This is a genomic window from Variovorax sp. V118, from assembly GCF_041154445.1.
In the GTDB taxonomy this organism is placed as follows: Bacteria; Pseudomonadota; Gammaproteobacteria; order Burkholderiales; family Burkholderiaceae_C; genus Variovorax; species Variovorax boronicumulans.
Window position 1 is genome coordinate 5,250,986 of the sequence record NZ_AP028663.1, and the last position, 13,991, is coordinate 5,264,976.

General features: G+C 69.7%; 14 protein-coding genes. 6 read left to right on the top strand and 8 right to left on the bottom strand.

All coding sequences use genetic code 11. The features are described 5' to 3' along the window. Nucleotides 1–48 precede the first annotated feature (48 nt). The 5 genes from hmpA to ACAM52_RS24445 all read left to right on the top strand — a co-directional run bounded on the left by hmpA (nucleotide 49) and on the right by ACAM52_RS24445 (nucleotide 5,638). A complete protein-coding gene (hmpA, locus tag ACAM52_RS24425) occupies nucleotides 49–1,233 on the top strand; it encodes an NO-inducible flavohemoprotein (protein WP_369644784.1) in 1,185 nt (394 codons plus the stop codon). Between the two features lie 115 nt (nucleotides 1,234–1,348). Next, entirely contained in the window at nucleotides 1,349–2,269 is a 921-nt protein-coding gene (cysK, locus tag ACAM52_RS24430; RefSeq protein WP_062478599.1) for a cysteine synthase A, read from the top strand. A gap of 73 nt (nucleotides 2,270–2,342) precedes the next feature. Beyond that, nucleotides 2,343–3,974, top strand: a complete 1,632-nt coding sequence (locus ACAM52_RS24435) for an NAD(P)/FAD-dependent oxidoreductase (protein WP_369644785.1) — start codon at nucleotides 2,343–2,345, stop codon at nucleotides 3,972–3,974. Continuing rightward, nucleotides 3,971–4,519: a VUT family protein gene (locus ACAM52_RS24440; RefSeq protein ID WP_369644786.1), complete on the top strand. Its 549-nt coding sequence runs from the start codon at nucleotides 3,971–3,973 to the stop codon at nucleotides 4,517–4,519. The genes ACAM52_RS24435 and ACAM52_RS24440 overlap by 4 nt, the downstream gene beginning before the upstream one ends. Nucleotides 4,520–4,630: 111 nt before the next feature. Beyond that, a complete protein-coding gene (locus tag ACAM52_RS24445; RefSeq protein ID WP_369644787.1) occupies nucleotides 4,631–5,638 on the top strand; it encodes a ProQ/FinO family protein in 1,008 nt (335 codons plus the stop codon). Between the two features lie 93 nt (nucleotides 5,639–5,731). Here the strand turns inward: ACAM52_RS24445 and htpX are convergent, their stop codons facing one another. The 8 genes from htpX to ACAM52_RS24485 form a co-directional block, all read right to left on the bottom strand. Continuing rightward, the gene (gene htpX / locus ACAM52_RS24450; RefSeq protein WP_056575841.1) at nucleotides 5,732–6,604 is read right to left on the bottom strand and encodes a protease HtpX; all 873 of its coding nucleotides are present in this window, start codon (nucleotides 6,602–6,604) and stop codon (nucleotides 5,732–5,734) included. Between the two features lie 159 nt (nucleotides 6,605–6,763). Then, the gene (locus tag ACAM52_RS24455; protein WP_369644788.1) at nucleotides 6,764–9,079 is read right to left on the bottom strand and encodes an IgaA/UmoB family intracellular growth attenuator; all 2,316 of its coding nucleotides are present in this window, start codon (nucleotides 9,077–9,079) and stop codon (nucleotides 6,764–6,766) included. A 93-nt stretch (nucleotides 9,080–9,172) separates the two neighbouring features. After that, on the bottom strand, nucleotides 9,173–9,970 hold the full coding sequence (locus ACAM52_RS24460; protein WP_369644789.1) for a DUF3025 domain-containing protein: 798 nt from the start codon (nucleotides 9,968–9,970) through the stop codon (nucleotides 9,173–9,175). Next, on the bottom strand, nucleotides 9,946–10,764 hold the full coding sequence (locus tag ACAM52_RS24465) for an NYN domain-containing protein (protein WP_369644790.1): 819 nt from the start codon (nucleotides 10,762–10,764) through the stop codon (nucleotides 9,946–9,948). The genes ACAM52_RS24460 and ACAM52_RS24465 overlap by 25 nt, the downstream gene beginning before the upstream one ends. Next, on the bottom strand, nucleotides 10,761–11,792 hold the full coding sequence (gene pyrC / locus ACAM52_RS24470) for a dihydroorotase (RefSeq protein WP_062478580.1): 1,032 nt from the start codon (nucleotides 11,790–11,792) through the stop codon (nucleotides 10,761–10,763). Before pyrC ends, ACAM52_RS24465 begins: the two co-directional genes overlap by 4 nt. A 35-nt stretch (nucleotides 11,793–11,827) precedes the next feature. Further along, nucleotides 11,828–12,349 carry an RNA polymerase sigma factor gene (locus ACAM52_RS24475; RefSeq protein ID WP_369644791.1) on the bottom strand — a complete coding sequence of 174 codons (522 nt, stop codon included), beginning with the start codon at nucleotides 12,347–12,349 and terminating at the stop codon, nucleotides 11,828–11,830. Between the two features lie 3 nt (nucleotides 12,350–12,352). Beyond that, nucleotides 12,353–12,562 (bottom strand): DUF2892 domain-containing protein, encoded by a 210-nt coding sequence (locus ACAM52_RS24480; protein ID WP_369644792.1) that lies wholly within the window; start codon nucleotides 12,560–12,562, stop codon nucleotides 12,353–12,355. Nucleotides 12,563–12,710: 148 nt separating this feature from the next. Beyond that, nucleotides 12,711–13,454, bottom strand: a complete 744-nt coding sequence (locus ACAM52_RS24485) for a peptidoglycan-binding protein (RefSeq protein ID WP_369644793.1) — start codon at nucleotides 13,452–13,454, stop codon at nucleotides 12,711–12,713. 176 nt (nucleotides 13,455–13,630) lie between these two features. Between ACAM52_RS24485 and ACAM52_RS24490 the strand changes: the two genes are divergently transcribed. Further along, nucleotides 13,631–13,969, top strand: coding sequence for a Rieske 2Fe-2S domain-containing protein (locus tag ACAM52_RS24490; protein ID WP_062478568.1), 339 nt, complete (start codon nucleotides 13,631–13,633; stop codon nucleotides 13,967–13,969). Nucleotides 13,970–13,991 lie beyond the last annotated feature (22 nt).

Here is a 13,991-nt window from a genome sequence, read left to right on the forward strand (position 1 = left end):
ACGGATCGTGAGATGACCAACGCATCTCAACCGAAGGACCGCCAGACTATGAATCCGCAAACCATCGCCATCGTCAAGTCCACCGTGCCCGCGCTCCAGGCCCACGGCGAGGCCATCACCAGCCACTTCTACAAGATCATGTTCGAGGGCCATCCGCAGGTGAAGGCCTTCTTCAACGAAGCGCACCAGGCGGCCGGCACGCAGGCGCGCGCGTTGGCGGGGGCGGTCATCGCGTACGGCGCGCACATCGACCGGCTCGAAGCGATCGCCGGCGCCCTGCCCCGCATCATCCAGAAGCACGCCGCGCTGGGCGTGCTGCCGGAGCACTACCCGATCGTCGGCCACTACCTGCTGCGCGCCGTGAAGGAGGTGCTCGGCGATGCCGCGACCGACGAGGTGATCGCCGCCTGGGGCGAAGCCTACGAATCGCTGGCGGGCCTGCTCATCGACGCGGAAGAAGCCGTCTACAGCGCCAATGCGGCGCAACCCGGCGGATGGCGCGGCACGCGCGAGTTCCGCGTGGCCCGGCGCGAAGACGAAAGCGAGGTCATCACCTCGTTCTACCTGGAGCCCGTGGACGGCGGCGCGCTGCTGGCCTTCACGCCGGGGCAGTACCTCACGCTGGTGCTGGAGATCGACGGCCAGCCGGTGCGCCGCAACTACTCGCTGTCCGACGCGCCAGGCAAGCCGTGGTACCGCATCAGCGTGAAGAAGGAAGAAGGCGGCCGCGCCTCGAACTGGCTGCACGCAGCCGCCGCGGTCGGCACGCGGCTGCAGGTGCAGGCGCCGTGCGGCGACTTCGTGCTGCAGCCCGCGGGCGAGCAGGCGCGCCCGCTCGTGCTGGTGACGGGCGGCGTGGGCATCACGCCCGCGATGAGCATGCTCGAATCGGTGGCGCACACCGGCCGGCCGGTGCACTTCGTCCATGCGGCGCGGCACGGCGGCGCGCATGCGTTCCGCGCCCGCGTCGACGCGCTCGCGCAGCGGCATGCGAATGTGAAGCCGCTGTATGTCTACGACGCGCCGCGCGAGAGCGACACGCCGCACGCGACCGGCTTCGTCACCCGCGAGCTGCTGGCCGGGCTGCTGCCGGAAGACCGCGACGTCGACCTGTACTTTCTCGGGCCGAAGCCCTTCATGCAGGCGGTGTATGCGAACGGGCTGGCGCTCGGCGTGCCCAAGCAGCAGTTGCGCTACGAGTTCTTCGGGCCGCTGGAAGCCCTGGAGGCCTGAACCGCAACGGCCTGCCATCCCCTCGTGCTGAAACGGTCGCGGGCCGGGTGCAACCCGGCCCAGGGGGCGCCACAATGCGCGCTGACCATCCGACCCTCGCACCCAAGGAGATTCCATGAAGGCCCAGAACATCCTCCAGACCATCGGCAACACGCCGCACATCCGCATCAACCGCCTGTTCGGCCATGCGAAGCAGCAGGTCTGGATCAAGTCGGAGCGCGCCAACCCCGGCGGCTCGATCAAGGACCGCATCGCGCTGTCGATGGTGGAAGACGCCGAGAAGAGCGGCGCGCTCAAGCCCGGCGGCACCATCGTCGAGCCCACCTCGGGCAACACCGGCATCGGCCTGGCGATGGTCGCGGCCGTCAAGGGCTACAAGCTGATCCTGGTGATGCCCGACAGCATGTCGGTGGAGCGCCGCCGCCTCATGCTGGCCTACGGCGCCACCTTCGACCTCACGCCGCGCGCCAACGGCATGAAGGGCTCCATCGCCCGCGCCGAGGAAATCGTGGCCGGCACGCCAGGCGCGTGGATGCCGCAGCAGTTCAACAACCCCGCCAACGTCGACGTGCACGTGCGCACCACGGCCGAAGAGATCGCGGCCGACTTTCCCGAGGGCATCGACGTGCTCATCACCGGCGTGGGCACGGGCGGCCACATCACCGGCGTGGCGAAGGTGCTCAAGAAGAAGTGGCCCAAGCTGCAGGTGTTCGCAGTGGAGCCCGTGGCCTCGCCCGTGATCTCGGGCGGCGCGCCGGCGCCCCACCCCATCCAGGGCATCGGCGCGGGCTTCATCCCGAAGAACCTCGACACCTCGCTGCTCGACGGCGTGCTGCAGGTCGACGCCGAGCCGGCGCGCGAAATGGCGCGCCGCTGCGCGGTCGAGGAAGGCATCCTGGTCGGCATCTCCTCGGGCGCGACGCTCGCGGCCATTGCGCAGAAGCTGCCCTCGCTGGCGCCCGATGCGGTGGTGCTGGGCTTCAACTACGACACCGGCGAGCGCTACCTCTCCGTCGAGGGCTTCCTGCCCGCCTGACCCAGCTACAAGTTTCATAGCGCCTCGGGCGCTTAAAATCGTCGGTCTGCTTGATAACCACAAGCCCCACGACATGCTGCGAATCTCCGAACTCAAACTCCCGCTCGACCACGCGCCTGACGCGCTGGCCACCCTGATCGCCCGGACGCTCGACGTTCCGATTGAAGCGATCGCCTCCCACACCGTCTACAAGCGCAGCTTCGACGCCCGCAAGGTCGACCTGCTCACGGTCTACATCTGCGACGTGCAGCTGGCCGACGCGGCGCTCGAAGCCGCGCTGCTGGCCAAGCACGCCAGCCACCCGCACATCCAGCCCGCGCCCGACATGCGCTACACGCCGCCGGGCCAGGCGCCCGACGATGCGACGCGCCCCGTGGTGATCGGCTTCGGCCCCTGCGGCATCTTCGCGGCGCTGATGCTCGCGAAGATGGGTTTCAAGCCCATCGTGCTCGAACGTGGCAAGACCGTGCGCCAGCGCACCCGCGACACCTGGGGCCTGTGGCGCAAGAGCGTGCTCAACCCCGAGTCGAACGTGCAGTTCGGCGAAGGCGGTGCCGGCACTTTTTCAGACGGCAAGCTCTACAGCCAGATCAAGGACCCGCGCTTCCTCGGCCGCAAGGTGATGGAAGAGTTCGTGAAGGCCGGCGCACCGCCCGAAATCCTGTACGTCGCGCATCCGCACATCGGCACCTTCAAGCTGGTGAAGGTGGTCGAGAACATCCGCGAGCAGATCGTCGCGCTCGGCGGCGAGATCCGCTTCGAGCAGCGCGTGACCGACGTGCACATCGAAGACGGCCACCTGCGCGGCCTGACGGTGCTGGACCAGACGACCGGCCAGAGCAGCGAGCTGCACGCCGACCACGTCGTGATGGCACTGGGCCACAGCTCGCGCGACACCTTCGAGATGCTGCATGCGCGCGGCGTGTACATCGAGGCCAAGCCTTTCTCCATCGGCTTTCGCGTCGAGCATCCGCAGGGTCTCATCGACCGCGCCCGCTGGGGCCGCCACGCGGGCCACCCGCTGCTGGGCGCGGCCGACTACAAGCTGGTGCACCACGCCAGCAACGGCCGCTCGGTCTACAGCTTCTGCATGTGCCCCGGCGGCACCGTGGTCGCGGCCACCAGCGAGCCTGGCCGCGTGGTCACGAACGGCATGAGCCAGTACTCGCGCAACGAACGCAACGCCAACGCGGGCATCGTGGTGGGCATCGACCCGAAGGACTTCCCCGGCGATGCGCTGGCAGGCATCGCGCTGCAGCGCCAGCTCGAAAGCAACGCCTACGTGCTCGGCGGCAGCAACTACCACGCGCCCGGCCAGCTGGTGGGTGACTTCATCGCCGGCAAGCCCTCGACCGCGCTCGGCAGCATCATCCCGTCGTACAAACCCGGCGTGACGCCGACCGACCTGCACCAGGCCCTGCCCGCCTACGCCATCGAGGCGATGCGCGAGGCCTTCCCCGCCTTCGGCCGCAAGATCAAGGGCTTCGACACGCACGACGCCGTGCTCACGGGCGTGGAAACACGCACCTCGTCGCCGATCAAGATCACGCGCGGCGACGACTTCCAGAGCCTCAACGTGCGCGGCCTCTACCCGGCCGGCGAAGGCGCGAGCTACGCGGGCGGCATCCTGTCTGCCGGCGTGGACGGCATCAAGGTGGCCGAGGCCGTAGCGCGCAGCGTGCTCGGCACGGCGGTTGGACGATGAACTTCCAACGCCCCTCCACCGGCCAGCTGGCCGTCGCCACGCTGGCGATGGCCGCCGTGGTGCTCGCGTCCAACATCCTCGTGCAGTTCGCCATCAACGACTGGCTCACCTGGGGCGCCTTCACCTACCCGGCGGCCTACCTCGTGAGCGACCTCGTCAACCGGCGCTTCGGCCCCGGCATGGCGCGACGCGTGGCGTGGGTCGGCTTCGCGGTGGCCGTGGCGGTGTCGCTGCTGCTGGCGCCGGCGCGCATCGCCGCCGCCTCGGGCCTGGCCTTCATCGCCTCGCAGCTGCTCGACATCCGCGTGTTCGACCGCCTGCGCCGGGGCCTGTGGTGGCGCGCGCCGCTGGTGGCCACGGTGATCGCGGCCGTGCTCGACAGCATCGTCTTCTGGGGCATCGCCTTCGCGGGCACCGACGGCCCCTGGCTCACCTGGGCGCTCGGCGACCTGGGCGTGAAGCTCGGTGTCGGCGTGCTGATGCTGCTGCCGTTCCGGCTGCTGATCGGCCGACAAGCCGCTGACCGAGGCACTGCACGCGCATGACCATCCGCCCTGACAATACCCGCAGGATGTTCCGACCGCGCTGACCGCGCGGGACCGGTTGTTCTTTTTCTTCCCTTTCCATCCCCTCGCGCCCATCGCCGAGCCTTCCGTATGACCGACGCATCCACCGCCGCCCCGAACACGAACTCGCGCAACGCACGGCGCCAGCGCCCGGACATGGCCGAGCAGCTGCAGCAGCTGAAGGCCGGCGCGGGCAGCACCGACGCAGGCGCTGACGCGTCGGCAACGCAGCCCACCGCCCCCGCGCAACAGCAGCAGCAACAACGCCCGCCGCGCGCCAAGCAACAGCGCCCGCATGGGCAGCAGCAGCCGCAGCAAGGGCGCAAGCCGCGCGGACAGCAGCCGCAACAGCAACAACAGCCCGAAGCCCAACGCGCACCGCGCAAGGTCAACCCGGTGCTCGAGCGCCTGTTCGAGCTGTACCCGCAGCTGTTCGGCGCGCGCTTCGTGCCGCTGAAGCTCGGCGTGTACGAAGAGCTGATCGCGCGCCATCCCGAAGACTTCAAGGCCGAAGACCTGAAGATCGCGATGGGCCAGCATGCGCGCTCCACGCGCTACCTCGAGAGCGTGGCCGCCGGCCATGCGCGCCATGACCTGGACGGCAACGCGCTCGACCCGGTCGCACCCGAGCACGTGCACCACGCCATCCTCGAGCTGCACCGCCGCCGTTCGCATCGCAACCCCGGCGAAGACCTGCGTCCGCAGCTGGTGACGCGCATCGCCAAGGCCATCGAAGCCTCGGGCCTCGACCACGAGGCCTATGCCGTGCTGGTGCGCTCGCGCGACGCCAACAACAACGCCGTCGTCGACGAAGCCCTGGCCGAACTCGCCCAGCAGGCCGCCAAGCGCGAAGCCCTGCTGCGCGCCTTCGAAGCCAGCGGCCGCAGCGAACAGGAGTTCGCCGACATGTACGGCATGAAACCCGGCGACGTGACGCGCACGCTGCAGCGGGTGCGGGACGACAAGAAGCGGGCCGAGGCTGCAGCCGCTGCCGCAGCGGTGGCCGCTGAAGCGGCGGCAGCCGCAGCGCCTGAAGTGCAGGCGGCGCCCGAAGCAGAAGCCGCCCCGGCCGCCCCCGAAGCGCCCGCTGCGGACTGACGCAACACGCCCGCTCCAACGAAAAAAGCCGCCACATCACTGTGGCGGCTTTTTTCATGGGCGACGGCGTTGGCCGCCGTGCCTGCAACTTGCTCAGCGCGCGTTCTGCAGCGCCGCGATGCGCTCTTCGATCGGCGGGTGCGTGGCAAACAGCTTGCCCATCGCGCCCGTGATGCCCATGGCTTCCACGGCCTTGGGCAGTTCGCCGGCCGGCAGGCCGCCCAGGCGGGCGAGTGCGTTCATCATCGGCTGGCGGTTGCCCATGAGTGCGGCGGCGCCGGCGTCGGCGCGGAACTCGCGCTGGCGCGAGAACCAGGCCACCACGATCGCGGCGGCGAAGCCGAGCACGATGTCCAGCACGATGGTGCTCACGTAGTAGCCGATGCCGGGGCCCGACGAACGGTCGTCGCCGCGGCGCAGGAAGCTGTCGACCGCGTAGCCGATCACGCGCGAGAGGAACACGACGAAGGTGTTCATCACGCCCTGGATCAGCGTCATCGTGACCATGTCGCCGTTGGCGATGTGCGCGACCTCGTGGCCGATGACGGCCTCGACTTCTTCGCGCGTCATGCCCTGCAGCAGGCCGGTGGACACGGCCACGAGCGACGAGTTCTTGAACGCGCCGGTGGCGAAGGCATTGGGCTCGCCTTCGAAGATGCCGACCTCGGGCATGCCGATGCCGGCCTTGTCGGCGAACTTGCGCACCGTGCCGACGATCCAGGCCTCGTCGGGCGACTGGGGGTTGTCGATCATGCGCAGGCCGGCCGTCCACTTGGCCATGGGCTTGCTGATGAGCAGCGAGATGATCGCGCCGCCGAAACCCATGACCAGCGCAAAGCCGAGCAGCGCCGTCAGGTTGAGCCCGTTGGCCGTGAGAAAGCGGTTGACGCCGAGCAGGCTGGCGACCACGCCGAGCACCGCGACGACCATCACGTTGGTCAGGACAAACAGAAGGATACGTTTCAAGTTGAATTCTCCGTGGGGAAATCTGCCCCCTTAGATAAGGGCTCCGGGGCCCTCTTCAAGCCGCGCGCGACGGGGAGGCCCTCGGTGTTGCTTCCGGTGGAGCCATGATAGGAGCAAAAGTTCTGGCGCCCCGATATTCCCCGCAGGAGTCAAGGCCTGTCAGAAAAGGCCGCTGGTGCCCGGTGCCGGGCGGGTGGCGATGTCGGCCTCGAGCCGGGCGCGACGGCGACTGCCCTGCGTCCAGCGCAGTGCAAACAGCACGCCGTTGACCAGCACCAGCCCCGCGGCGAACAGCCACCAGAGCACATGCGCGCCCGCTGCGGTCATGCGCGAGGCATCGAGCCTCGGGTCGACGCGCACCCACGGCGTGCCGGTGGAGTCCTTGCCGCTGGCGGTGACGAGGCCTTCGAGCGTGAAGGGCTTCAGGCCTTCCGCCGTGGCGTTGCGCTGCAGACGGGTCCAGCGGGCGAGCAGGGAACTGTCGGTGTCGTCCTCGGCGACATCGGCCACGGGCGCGCCTGCGGCCGACACATCGTCACTTCCTCCGCCGGGCGCCTGCACCCGCGCGTTGCCGATGCGGGCGGGAGATGCCAACAGCACGCCGCCCTGGGCGGGCACGATGGTCGGAAGCGCAGCCTCGATCTTCGTGGCCACCACGCTGTCGACCGCTTGCGCCAGCGCACGCTGCACCGACGCCAGCTGCTGGCGCGACAGCACGAGGTCGGCGTTCTCCTTCCCCGCTGCCGCGCTGGTCGCCAGCGCCTGCCAGGTGTTCACGGGCGTCTCGACGCCGTCCTTGTCGACCGTGGCGTCGATGGCGCGCACGAGCTCGCGCTGCAGGCGCTCGCAGGCGGCGGGCGACAGGCCGGCGGCGTCCTTGCAGGCGGCATCGATCATCGCCACCGAGCGGTCGAAGCCGCGCACGGTCAGCGGCACGCTCTCGCGCGCACGGTAGGCCGCGAGCGGGTCGAAGGCCTGCCCGCCCATTTGCTGCATGCGCAGCATCGCGATCAGGCTGGCCATCGCGTGGTTCTCGGTGGCACGAAGGAAGCCGGGCTCGGCGAGCGCCAGCACGCTCGGCGGAATGTCCAGTGCGGGGACGACGGGTGCGGTGCCGTTCCAGCGCACGGACGTGCAATCGATAACCGGCACGCCGCTGGTGGTGTGCGCTTCGCTACGGCCATTCATGTCGATCTCGCACCGGCCTTGGCCCTCCATGCGCGCGCGGCTGCTCCAATGAGGCGGCTTGTCCGCGAGCTGCCCGGCATCGCCATAGGTGGCTGTGGCGCCGCCATTCGTGAGCCATTGCGCGGCGAGCGCAGCCTCGCCGCGCGGGTCGGGTGCCGACAGCGCGACCGCGCCGATGGCCAGCAGGCCGATGACCAGATGCAGCAAGTGCCGCCCCCAGTACGCGGGCCTGAAACGCCGCCATTCGTCGGCCACCGACCACTTGTCGCCGAAGCTCACGGCGCTGAAGTCGCTGGTGCGCAGCTCGGCTTCGATCACCTCGCCGTAAGGGACCGACGCCGTCGTGCGCCAATGCGAAGGCAGCACCAGGCTCAGCTTGTCGCCGATGAACAGCCCCACGTTCTGGACCGACGCGTTGCCGGCGTTGACCACCGCGATCTGGTTGAGCATGCCGCGCACGCGGTTCACCGGCTGCGGTTGCCGCACCTGCGCCGTCGCCGGCGGCTTGCACACGAACAGCCACGCGGCCCACAGGCCTGCAAGCAGGCCTGCGCCCATCAGATAGACGCTCACCGCTTGCGTGGCGTCCCAGGTGGCGACCCACAACAGCACGAAGGCGAGCAGCCAGGCGAACGCCGAGGCCCAGCCGCCGCGCCCCACGCGGCTCTCGATCTCCTCGGGCGTTTCGGTGCGCTGGCTCAGGATGTCGACTTCGCCGCGCTGGTAGCGCGCGTTCGGGTCGGTCGCGATCGAGGCGGCCACGGCTTCGGGCACGGCCGCACCGGTGTCTGCGCCGGCCTCGTCCAAAGACGGAAGCGCACCGATCTCGCCGCGCTTCCATTGCTGGTCCTGCGCCTGCTGGCGCTGCGCGCGCTGTCGGCCTTCGAGCAGATCGAAGCCGTTCAGGCGGATCACGACGGCGCACTTTCCGGCCAGCACCACCAGCGCCTGGTTGTGCGGCTCGATGTAGTCGATGGCGTCGTAGGGCAGCAGCACATCGACATCGCCGATGGTGTCGTGCTCGGTGGACGAGCCCTGCGTCGACAGGCCATGCCGCAGGAACACACCGCTGAGTTCGCGCACGTTGTCGTCGACCGTGAGCTTCTGCCCCATCAGGAAGGGTTGCAGTGCCGATTTTTCTTCGTCGGTGATGCGACGCAGCACCGGTGCATTGCGGAAGTCCTTCAGGGCACTCCGGTTGTCGGAGCGTCGCGACATGTAGACGATGAAGCTGTAGATCCCGTAAAGAATCAGCCCCACCTTGAGCACGATGATGATGGTGTCCATCTTTTTGACCTCTCCCCTGGCATGTGAACGTATGACGCGCGCGTGGCGCGCGATGCAAGCGCTGGGCAAAGGCCCCTCCCGGGCCCATGAACGCTAGCGCGACTTCAGCCCTGACAACGCGCCCGGCAAGGGTCGAAAGACCTGCGGGTCGGCATAGAACGAAGCCGATGTATTTTCGACGCACCAGCCGGGCACACCGAGCACCGGAATAGGAACGAAAGGCTTCGCTTCGAGCTGTTTCGCATCGATATTTCTCGCGATTGCCGCATCGTCGAGGGCTGCGGCGCCGGTCGCACGGTGCGTGAGCAGCACATGCGCGGTGATCGGCTTGCGCGGTGTCACCAGTTTTTCGAGCAGCGCATGACCGAAGAGCAGCAGGCGCGCCTCATGCCACAGGCTGCGCCGCGTGACGAACAGCGCCTGCCAGTCGCGCGCCACCAGCGCCTCCCACAGCGCAGGCGGTGCATCGAGCACCGCACCGTTCTCGTCGAACAGCGTGAGCGCATCGCGCAGCGGCCCGCGCGTGGCGCCGACGCCGGCGCGTGCGATCTCGGCGGCCTGCAGTTCGTTGAGCCGGCGCTTGGTTTCGGGAAAGGCCAGCCAGACCAGGCCGTTGAAGAAGTCGTGCAGGTTGTCGCGCGTGGGCACGGTGCGCGTGCGGAAGATGTGGGCCTCGTAGGCCTGGCCTTCGGGCAGCGCGTCCTGCGTGACGAAGTCGGGCACGGCGGGTGGCTTGGCCGCCTGCAGCGCGGCGGCGACGGTGCCACCCTGTGCGATGGTCCGCGCCACGGCTTCGCCGGGATCACGGTACGGCGCCAGCCAGGGTGCGGCCCAATCGATGGCCGCGACCGCCGGCAGGCCCGGGCTCAAGGCGCGGACGCCCCCGTCCATCGGATGCGGTCGGGATGCTGCATCACCGCGAACTCGCCCGTGAGCTTGTCGAAGAGCTTGAGCGAGCTGCCGCTCTTGCTGAGCAGGCCAGCGGTGCGCAGGGCCTTGGCCACGTCGTTGAGCGGCACGTCGGTGCCACGGCGCAGCGCGGGCACGGCCTGCAGGATGAACTCGGCGGCTTCGGAAATTTCAGGCTGCTGCGGCGGTGGCGGGGCCACCGGCTTGGCCGTCTTTGCCGCCGTCTTGCGCGCGGTCTTGGCCGCCGCCTTCTTCGCGGGGGCGGTCTTCGCGGCCGGCGTCTTCTTCGCAGCCGCCACCTTCTTGGCCGGCGCGGTGCGCACGGCCGGCTTGATGCCGTGGTGCGCGAGGTCGATGAAGCTGTCGTAGATGCCGACGGTCTCTTCGCCGGTCTTGCCCTGCTGGCCGATGCCGCAGACGCGGCAGCCCTTTTCGCGCAGGCGGATCACCAGCGGCGCGAAGTCGGAGTCGGACGACACCAGCACCACCACGTCGGGCCGCTCGGCGATCACGAGGTCGATGGCGTCGACGGCCAGCGCGATGTCGGTGCTGTTCTTGCCCGCCGACAGGTTCACCATCGGCCGCACCGACAGCCGCTTGAACAGCGCCTGGCGGTTCACGGCCATCTCTGCGTTGCAGTAGGCGCGGCGCACGTGGATGGCACCGTAGTCCTCCATCGTGCGCTGCACGGCCTGCTCGATCACGTCGGCCGAGACGTTGTCGGCGTCGATCAGCAGCATCACGCGCAGCGACGACAGGGGCACAGGCGCCGTCATGCGAGCTTCCATTGCACGGTCTCGCCGCCGCGCAGCGGCTTGAGCGTGGCTTCGCCGTAGGGCACGGTCTCGGGCAGGGTCCAGGTTTCGCGCTTCAGCGTGATGGTGTCGGTGTGGCGCGGCAGGTCGTAGAAGTCGGGGCCGTGGAAGCTGGCGAAGCCTTCGAGCTTGTCGAGCGCGTTCACGCTGTCGAAGGCCTCGGCGTACAGCTCGATGGCGGTGAGCGCGGTATAGCAGCCGGCGCAGCCCAGTGCATGTTCCTTCAGGTGCGCGGGGTGCGGCGCGCTGTCGGTGCCCAGGAAGAAGCGGTCGCTGCCGCTGGTGGCCGCCTCGACCAGCGCGACGCGGTGCGTCTCGCGCTTGAGCACGGGCAGGCAGTAGTAGTGCGGGCGGATGCCGCCGGTGAAGATGGCGTTGCGGTTGTACAGCAGGTGGTGCGCCGTGATGGTGGCGGCGGTGAAGCGATCGGCGTCGCGCACGTAGTGGGCGCCTTCCTTGGTGGTGAGGTGCTCGAACACCACCTTGAGCTCGGGGAAGTCACGGCGCAGCGGAATCATCACGCGGTCGACGAACACGGCTTCGCGGTCGAACAGGTCGATGGCCGGGTCGGTCACTTCGCCGTGCACCAGCAGCAGCAGGCCGTGCTTCTGCATGGCCTCGAGGGTCTTGTAGGTCTTGCGGATGTCGGTCACGCCGGCATCGCTGTTGGTGGTGGCGCCGGCCGGGTAGAGCTTGAGCGCGCGCACGCCGGCTTCGGCGGCCAGCGCGATTTCTTCGGGCGGCAGCTTGTCGGTCAGGTAGAGCGACATCACGGGCTCGAAGGACGTGCCCGCGGGCACGGCGGCGCGGATGCGGTCGCGGTAGGCCACGGCCTGTGCGGCGGTGGTCACGGGCGGACGCAGGTTCGGCATGATCAGCGCGCGGCCGAACTGGCGGGCGCTGTGGGGCACGACGGCTTCGAGGGCGGCGCCATCGCGCACGTGCAGGTGCCAGTCGTCTGGGCGGGTGATCGTGAGGGTGTCTGTCATGGCCCGCGGATTGTCGCATCGCCCCCGCGACACCCTTACCCCAGCAGGTACTCGCGCACCAGCAGGCGCGCCCGGTGCAGCCGGCTCTTCACGGCGCCCGGCGGCTCGCCCAGGCGCTCAGCGATCTCGGCGATGGTGAGTTCCTCGAAGTCGCGCAGCAGCACGACCTCGCGGTAGTGCGCCGGCAGCGATTCGAGCGCGTGGGCCAGGTCGATGCGCAGCGCGTGGTCGCTGCGGGCCGCGAGCTGTCGCTCGACCGTGTCTTCGTCGAGCGGGTCGTGGCGAAACATCGCGCGCTGCAGGCGCAGGCATTCGCGCCGGATGACGGTGAACAGCCACGACGAGAACGCCGCGGCCGCCTGCAGCCCGCGCACGCGGCGCGCGACCACGAGCAGCGATTCCTGCACCGCGTCGTCCACGTCGCTGGCCTGGCAGTGCCGGCGGGCGTAGCGGCGCGCGTCGGTCTGGCAGGCGGCGAGCAGGCCCTCGATGGCGACAGGGTCGCCGGTCTGCGCAGCCAGGATCAGGCAGGTGCGGTCGATCGCTGCGGGGGCCATGGGTCAGCGGCCCTTGTCGAGCTTGCGCCCGACCATCGCGCACATCGGGCAGAAGCCGACGAGTCCGGTGAGGGCCAGCATGGCGCCCATGAGGCCGACCGCGACGGCCATGGCGTCCGCCGGCCAGTTCAGGGCGGCGAAGGCGAGGCCGATGAGGCCCAGGGCGATGCGCAGGGCGCGTTCCCAGCCGGGGAGGTTCTTGACGTAGAGCATGGTGGTTTCCTTCGATCCGTGACGTGTGAATGCGGAGGAACAGAACGCCCCTCCCGCTTGGAAAGAGGCGGCCACCCGCCGAAACGGTTCGCGGAAAGTCAGGATTTTTTCATGCGCCGGTGCCAACGGCCACAACAGCCAGGCGCCACTACCGCTGGAACACCCCGCAGATGCGGTCGGCCACGGCCTGCATCCAGCGCACATGGCTGGTCGAGCTGCGCGCGCCCCGGCCCGGCGGCCAGGGGTCGAACAAGCGCAGCGTGGTGCCACCCCCGCCGGGGTCGTTGTCGCCGCGGATGCCCACGAGCACGACCATGTGGCCCGGCTGGCCGACAGGCGCGCCGCCCTTGGCGCCCCAGCGCAGGTCGAACATCAGCGGCCCCGCGTGCAGCGCGGTGCGCAGCGCAGCGACGGTCCACGGGCCGTGGGGCCGCAGCGTGAGGCCGTGCGCGGCGGCGAAGCGGCGGTTGTCGTCGTCGTCATCGCGGCTGCCCTGCGCATGGCGGTCGCTGTCCACGCAGCGGCGCAAGGCACCGTCGGCGCCCATCAGTTCGCAGGGCGTGCGCGCCAGCACGGTCTGCACGGTGGCGCGTGTGAGCATCGCGGTGGCCGCGGCCCAGCACAGCGCGGGCGCGGGCTGCGGGATCAGCGCCACGGGGTGCAGCAGCGGCGCGTGGGTTTCGTTGTCGAAGGCCACGTTGCGGGTGCAGGGGCCGGCCTCGCCGTCCTCGCACAGCCAGTGCGCGGCCTGCAAGCGCAGCACGGCCGCCCGGGTGACGGGGCCGTAGTCGCCATCGGGTACGAGGGCGGGGCTGGGTTGCAGCTTGCGGTTCAGGGCCTCCTGCAGGCGACGGACATCGGCCCCGCGCCAGCCCTGTTTCAGCGTGCTCATCGGTGGGAATCCCCCTTGACACAAGGATGCACGGACGAATGAAAGCGAGCGGATGCATTGTGAAAACGGCACGCCCCTGCGTCTATTGGTCGGATGACATAGCCGGAACATGTGATGCCACGGAGGTTTCCCCCCGGGCGCCAGCCCCGTGGCGGACCTTGGTAGGCTCGCTCCCCATGACCGCGCCCGCCCCGACCGCCCACCCCATCGCCACCGAACTCGCCGACGGCGGCCTCGCAGCCCTGTTCACCGCGCCCGGCGGCGCGCCGGCCTTCGCGGTGCGCTGGCAGGGCGCCGTGCACGGCTACCTGAACCAGTGCCCGCACGCCGGCGGCCCGCTCGATTTCGAAGGCCAGATCCTCGAAAGCTCCGGGCGCTACCTGATGTGCGCGCGGCACGGTGCGATCTTCGAGCCCGACACCGGGCGCTGCGTGGGTGGCCCCTGCCGCGGCGCGCGCCTCACGCCGCTGGCGCTGCGCGAGGCGGCGGACGGCAGCGTGTGGCTGGCCGACTGACGCGGGCGAGCGGCTACAGTCG

Bases quoted from the DNA above. Each gene is read 5' to 3' on its own strand.
- hmpA (WP_369644784.1), top strand. From the start codon at position 49: ATGAATCCGCAAACCATCGCCATCGTCAAGTCCACCGTGCCCGCGCTC.
- cysK (WP_062478599.1), top strand. From the start codon at position 1,349: ATGAAGGCCCAGAACATCCTCCAGACCATCGGCAACACGCCGCACATC.
- ACAM52_RS24435 (WP_369644785.1), top strand. From the start codon at position 2,343: ATGCTGCGAATCTCCGAACTCAAACTCCCGCTCGACCACGCGCCTGAC.
- ACAM52_RS24440 (WP_369644786.1), top strand. From the start codon at position 3,971: ATGAACTTCCAACGCCCCTCCACCGGCCAGCTGGCCGTCGCCACGCTG.
- ACAM52_RS24445 (WP_369644787.1), top strand. From the start codon at position 4,631: ATGACCGACGCATCCACCGCCGCCCCGAACACGAACTCGCGCAACGCA.
- ACAM52_RS24455 (WP_369644788.1), bottom strand. From the start codon at position 9,079: ATGGACACCATCATCATCGTGCTCAAGGTGGGGCTGATTCTTTACGGG.
- ACAM52_RS24460 (WP_369644789.1), bottom strand. From the start codon at position 9,970: ATGGACGGGGGCGTCCGCGCCTTGAGCCCGGGCCTGCCGGCGGTCGCG.
- ACAM52_RS24465 (WP_369644790.1), bottom strand. From the start codon at position 10,764: ATGACGGCGCCTGTGCCCCTGTCGTCGCTGCGCGTGATGCTGCTGATC.
- pyrC (WP_062478580.1), bottom strand. From the start codon at position 11,792: ATGACAGACACCCTCACGATCACCCGCCCAGACGACTGGCACCTGCAC.
- ACAM52_RS24475 (WP_369644791.1), bottom strand. From the start codon at position 12,349: ATGGCCCCCGCAGCGATCGACCGCACCTGCCTGATCCTGGCTGCGCAG.
- ACAM52_RS24480 (WP_369644792.1), bottom strand. From the start codon at position 12,562: ATGCTCTACGTCAAGAACCTCCCCGGCTGGGAACGCGCCCTGCGCATC.
- ACAM52_RS24485 (WP_369644793.1), bottom strand. From the start codon at position 13,454: ATGAGCACGCTGAAACAGGGCTGGCGCGGGGCCGATGTCCGTCGCCTG.
- ACAM52_RS24490 (WP_062478568.1), top strand. From the start codon at position 13,631: ATGACCGCGCCCGCCCCGACCGCCCACCCCATCGCCACCGAACTCGCC.